General features: G+C 65.8%; 5 protein-coding genes. All 5 read left to right on the top strand.

What is annotated here, in order from left to right; translation table 11 throughout:
- Nucleotides 1–726, top strand: a 726-nt coding sequence (locus tag WAW85_RS11280; RefSeq protein ID WP_422559702.1) for an aminotransferase class III-fold pyridoxal phosphate-dependent enzyme, incomplete at its 5' end; no start/stop codon positions are given.
- A gap of 19 nt (nucleotides 727–745) precedes the next feature.
- Nucleotides 746–1372: a histidine phosphatase family protein gene (locus tag WAW85_RS11275; RefSeq protein ID WP_422559701.1), complete on the top strand. Its 627-nt coding sequence runs from the start codon at nucleotides 746–748 to the stop codon at nucleotides 1370–1372.
- A gap of 5 nt (nucleotides 1373–1377) precedes the next feature.
- The gene (locus WAW85_RS11270; RefSeq protein ID WP_422559700.1) at nucleotides 1378–1962 is read left to right on the top strand and encodes a TlpA family protein disulfide reductase; all 585 of its coding nucleotides are present in this window, start codon (nucleotides 1378–1380) and stop codon (nucleotides 1960–1962) included.
- Nucleotides 1959–2807 (top strand): cytochrome c biogenesis CcdA family protein, encoded by an 849-nt coding sequence (locus tag WAW85_RS11265; RefSeq protein ID WP_422559699.1) that lies wholly within the window; start codon nucleotides 1959–1961, stop codon nucleotides 2805–2807. Before WAW85_RS11270 ends, WAW85_RS11265 begins: the two co-directional genes overlap by 4 nt.
- Nucleotides 2804–4483, top strand: coding sequence for a cytochrome c biogenesis protein ResB (gene resB / locus WAW85_RS11260; RefSeq protein WP_422559698.1), 1680 nt, complete (start codon nucleotides 2804–2806; stop codon nucleotides 4481–4483). The genes WAW85_RS11265 and resB overlap by 4 nt, the downstream gene beginning before the upstream one ends.
- Nucleotides 4484–4568 lie beyond the last annotated feature (85 nt).

The following is a 4568-nucleotide window of genomic DNA, read 5'->3' as shown; positions in this document are numbered from 1 at the left end:
GCCGGGAACATGGGAGCGGTGGCGCCGGTCCCAGGTTTCAATGCCGGGCTGCGCGAGCTGACCGCCCGCCACGGCGCACTGCTGATCATGGACGAGGTGATGACCGGGTTCCGGGTCAGTGCCGCGGGCTATTACGGGCTCGACGGTGTGGCCGGGGATCTGTACACCTTCGGCAAGGTGATGAGCGGCGGCCTGCCCGCCGCCGCCTTCGGTGGTCGCGCCGATGTGATGGATCACCTTGCGCCGGTCGGCCCGGTCTACCAGGCGGGCACGCTGTCCGGTAATCCCGTTGCGGTGGCCGCCGGGCTCGCGACGCTGGCCCTGGCGACCGACGACGTCTATGCGACGCTCGATCGCAACTCGCTCCGTCTGCAGGACATGCTGACCGGTGCGCTCACGAAAGCCGGCGTGCCACACCGGGTTCAGGCTGCGGGCAACCTGTTCAGTGCTTTCTTCCTCGACGAGGATGCGGACCCAACCGTTCCGATCGTGGACTACGCTGCCGTCAAGGCCACCCAGACTTGGCGCTTCGCGCCGTTCTTCCACGCGCTGCTCGACGCCGGGGTTTACGCCCCGCCGAGTGCCTTCGAAGCGTGGTTCGTATCTGCCGCGTTGGACGAGCGCGCCTTCGAGCGCATCGCGGAGGCGTTGCCGGCTGCGGCCGCTGCGGCCGGTGCCGCGGCGGACCCCGCCGGACCCTTCGACAAGCTCAGAGGGCAGAAATGACGACTCAGGGAGCGGAAGAATGAAGACGATCGTGCACATGATGCGCCACGGTGAGGTGCATAATCCGGACGGAATCCTGTACGGCAGGCTCCCGGGATTTCGGTTGGCAGACAACGGACGAGCGCAGGCGCAGACCGTCGCCGATGTCCTCGCCGACCACGATATTGCCGCCGTTTTCGCCTCGCCGCTGCAGCGCGCCCAGGAGACGGCGACCCCAATCGCCGGCGCCCACGGACTCGAGATCATCACCAACGACGACCTCATCGAAGCGGATAACCAGTTCGAAGGCCTCAAGGTTGCGGTAGGCGACGGCGCGCTGGGTAAGCCGCGACACTGGGCCAAAATGCGTGACCCGTTCACGCCGTCGTGGGGCGAACCGTACATCCAGATCGCGCACCGCATGCTGGCCGCCGCGACCGAGGCGCGCACCGCCGGGGCCGGACGCGAGGTGGTGTGCGTGAGCCACCAACTGCCGGTGTACACGCTGCGCCGGTTCCTGGAAGGGCGTCGGCTGTGGCATGACCCGCGCGTCCGTCAATGCTCGCTGGCCTCACTGACCAGCCTCATCTACGACGGCGATGAGCTGGTCGACATCGTCTACTCCGAGCCGGCTGGCGCATCGGATCCGCGGATCACTGGGGCGTGAAGTCGATGAAGGCTGCACTGGTCGCGGCGCTCTGCGGCGCGCTGATCCTCCTCAGCGGTTGCTCGACTGGCGACGATGCGGTGGTGCAAGGTCAAGGCAATCAGATCGTCGCACCCGGTGGCCAGACGGTGATTCACTATCCGATCGGTGAGCGCAAGCAGATCGGCACCGTCTCCGGTGAACTGCTTGATGGTACGAGCACGCTGAACCTGGACTCGTACAAAGGTCAGGTCGTGGTGGTGAACGTCTGGGCTTCGTGGTGCCCACCGTGCCGCAAGGAAGCTACCGAATTGGAAGCGGTGTACCAGGAGACCAAAGAGCGCGGCGTGGCCTTTGTCGGTATCAACTTTCGCGACAACCGAAGTGCCGCCAAGGATTTCGCCGCCGACCGTCGCCTCACCTATCCGTCGATCTACGACTACGGCGGCCGGAACCTGAAGGCGCTCGGGGTGCCCGTGGGCGCGGTGCCGACGACGGTGATCCTGGACCGCAAGTTACGCCCGGCTGTCGTCTACCTGAAGTCCGTCAGTGAGGCCGAGTTGCGAGACGCGGTGCTCGCTGTGGTCGCGGAGGATCCTGCAGCGGCATGATCAGCACAGCACTGGGCGGCCCCGCGCCGTGGGGGCCTGCAGCTACCACCGATTCGGTCGCGGGCGTCGCCGACACGTTCGCGAACACGGTGGCCTCGGGTCCGTTGCTGCTCGGTCTGGGGGTCTGCGTGCTGGTCGGCCTGATCTCATTCGCGTCGCCGTGTGTGGTGCCGCTGGTGCCCGGCTATCTGAGTTACCTCGCCGGTCTGGTCGGCGCCGAGGCCCCGGCTGTGACGCCGGACGAGCCTGCGAAGAAGGGGCGCCTGCGTGTGCTCGGCGCGGCGCTACTGTTCGTGGCTGGCTTCACCGTCGTCTACGTACTGGCCACCGCCGCCATTTTCGGGGCCACGTCGGCCTTCTATGATCAGTCGCGGATGGAACTGATGCAGCGCATCGGCGGTGTGGTCACCATCCTGATGGGATTGGTCTTTCTGGGCACCATCAAGATGCGCGACTACCGGATGAGTCCGCTGCGCATCTCCAACTGGGTGGGCGCCCCGCTGCTCGGCGCGGTGTTCGCCGTGGGCTGGATTCCGTGCAGCAGTGCGACGCTCGGTGCGGTGCTGGTGGTGGCCTCGACCACTGAGGGCATGACCGGGGTGCGCGGGGTGCTGCTGGTGATCGCCTACTGTTTCGGTCTGGGCCTACCGTTCCTGCTGCTGGCACTCTCGTCGGCGTGGGCGGTGCGCAGCCTCGGATTCTTGCGGCGGAACGCCCGGGTGATCCAGGTGATTGGCGGTGTGGCGATGATCATGGTCGGCATGCTGCTGTTGTTCGGCTGGTGGAACGAGCTGGTCGATTGGCTCCGAATGAACTTGATCTCGGATGTGGAGTTACCGGTATGACCGCTACGAAGACCTCACCGGCCGCGCAGTCGCCGACCGAGCGACACACACCGTCAGTGTGGGACCGCTGGCTCTTGCGGCCTGCGCGCAAACTCTGGCGCGAGCTGACGTCAATGCGCACCGCGCTGGCCCTGCTGTTCCTGTTGGCGGTGGCGGCCATCCCCGGCGCTTTGCTCCCGCAGCGCGGCCTGAACGAAGGCAAGACGGCGCAGTACATCGCCGACCGCGGTCAACTCGGTGTCTGGATGGACCGGGTCGGCCTGTTCGATGTCTTCGCCTCCGGCTGGTTCACGGCCATCTACCTGCTGCTGTTCATCTCGCTGGTCGGCTGCATCACCCCGCGGATTTGGGAGTTTATTCAGGCACTACGCACCAAACCGGTGCCCGCCCCACGCAACCTCAAGCGGCTGCCGCGCCACCTCACCGAGACCGTCGACGGCACGCCAGCCGACATCGCCGAGCGCGTCAGCACCAATCTGCGCGGCTGGCGCACCACGACCCGCGTCCGCGACGACGGCGTCGTCGAAGTCTCCGCGGAGAAGGGCTATCTCCGGGAGCTGGGCAACCTGATCTTCCACGTCAGCCTGGTCGCGCTGCTGGTGACCATCGCTGTCGGCAAGCTTTTCGGGTATGAGGGCACGCGCACGCTCGTCGCCGGTGACGATCAGGTGCTCTGCAACACGTCGACCGCCGTCTACGACTCCTTCCGGTCCGGGGTGATGGTGGACGGTACGGCGCTGAGCCCGTTCTGCATCACCGTGGACGAGTTCACGGCGACCTTCCTACCCAACGGTCAACCCGAGATGTACAGCTCGCAGGTTTCCTACACCACCGACTTGAGTGCGCCGGAAGGGTCCTGGAACCGCGAGACCATCAAGGTGAACCGGCCGTTGCGGATCGCCGGGGACCGGATCTATGTGCTGGGCAACGGCTTCGCGCCGACCTATACGGTCACCTTCCCGAATGGCGAGAGGCGCACTCAGACCGCGCCGTACCTGCCGCAGGACACCGCGACCATGCTGTCCGACGGCGCCATGCGCTTTGATACGCCGGCCGGCATGTACCCGGACGAGGATGAACGCCGCAAACACCAGATCGCAATCGATGGACTGTTCGCGCCGGACCCCAGTTATCACGGGACGCTGCTGCTCTCGAATTCGGCGATCGTCAATCATCCGGCCGTCGCGGTTCGCGTGTACGAAGGGGACACCGGACTGGACACCGGGCGCGCCCAGAACGTGTACATGCTCGACCGCGACCTGATCGACCAGGGCCGACTGGTCCGCAAAGCCTCGGTGAACCTCGACCTCGGTCAGAGCGCCACGCTGCCGGACGGCACGGTCATCACCTTCGACGGCTACAAGCGGTGGGTGTCCATGCAGGTTTCCCACGATCCCGCGCAGAATGGCGTGCTTATCTCCGCTGTCGTGATGTTGCTCGGACTGCTGATGTCGCTGTTGGTGCGTCGTCGTCGGATCTGGGTTCGGTTGACCCCGGCCCCGGCCCCGGCGGACGTCGACGAAGATGGCGTTGACGGCGAGAGTGGTCAGCGACGTACTGTAGTAGATGTTGCTGGCCTGGCCCGGACCGATCAAGCAGGTTGGGGCGAGGGCTTCGACGAACAGGCTCGCGCGTTGCTCACCGACGGTGGACGCGCCAAGGTCGGAAGACTGTAGGGGAGTTATTTGTGGACACAGACATGAGCACGTACGTCAACGAGACGCTGGGGCGCTACTCCGATCTCCTGTATGTCACGTCGAT

It is taken from the genome of Gordonia sp. (in: high G+C Gram-positive bacteria) (assembly GCF_049299075.1).
Taxonomy (GTDB): Bacteria; Actinomycetota; Actinomycetes; order Mycobacteriales; family Mycobacteriaceae; genus Gordonia.
This window is presented reverse-complemented; position numbering and strand designations above follow the sequence as displayed.

Excerpts from the sequence above, each read along its gene's own strand:
- WAW85_RS11275 (WP_422559701.1), top strand. The coding sequence starts at position 746 with ATGAAGACGATCGTGCACATGATGCGCCACGGTGAGGTGCATAATCCG.
- WAW85_RS11270 (WP_422559700.1), top strand. The coding sequence starts at position 1,378 with ATGAAGGCTGCACTGGTCGCGGCGCTCTGCGGCGCGCTGATCCTCCTC.
- WAW85_RS11265 (WP_422559699.1), top strand. The coding sequence starts at position 1,959 with ATGATCAGCACAGCACTGGGCGGCCCCGCGCCGTGGGGGCCTGCAGCT.
- resB (WP_422559698.1), top strand. The coding sequence starts at position 2,804 with ATGACCGCTACGAAGACCTCACCGGCCGCGCAGTCGCCGACCGAGCGA.